This window comes from Enterococcus sp. C57, assembly GCF_040887305.1.
GTDB lineage: Bacteria > Bacillota > Bacilli > Lactobacillales > Enterococcaceae > Enterococcus_B > Enterococcus_B hirae.
In genome coordinates, this window is sequence record NZ_JBFOFP010000028.1 from 1 (window position 1) to 526 (window position 526).

Consider the following 526-nt stretch of genomic DNA (forward strand, 5'->3'; position numbering starts at 1 on the left):
TTAGTTGGTTTTGGTGATTTTCGTCTTTTTGTCGCTTCAAAGTAGGTGGCTTGGATATTCTCACTCGTAAGCACCTCGACCGAGTCAAACAGTTGTTTATCAAAAAAACCCCATTTGACTAAGCGGTTCACTATTTGATTGAGCATTTCCTTACTTACTCCTGGCAGGCGTTTTAAAAGAGTAGCTTGCGTTAAATCATTCCACAAAATGAAATATCCTTTTTTATATATCGCACAAAGCAGTTTGATTACCGCAATTTCTCCTTTAAGTCCAAATTCCCCAGCAATAGCCTCTATTTTTTCATCTTCGAAAACATCAACATCAAGAGGAAAATAATCAAGACCTTCTTTTGTTGGTCTTGCCACACTATCACCTCCTTAGATAAGCGAGGGGAAATTCCCTCGCTATAGTGGCGGATTCATATCATCGAACAATGAATCCTGTTGTTCGTCTATATTTGCTGTTTCTTCGTATTCATCAAACGCTGATGATACGTCTTCCACTTTTTCTGCTTCTTTACGTTCTG

General features: G+C 38.6%; 1 protein-coding gene. It reads right to left on the minus strand.

All coding sequences use genetic code 11. The features are described 5' to 3' along the window. Positions 1-365 (minus strand): DUF4373 domain-containing protein (locus AB5M32_RS13650; protein WP_368024532.1); only part of this gene is annotated, 365 nt, incomplete at its 3' end. Positions 366-526 lie beyond the last annotated feature (161 nt).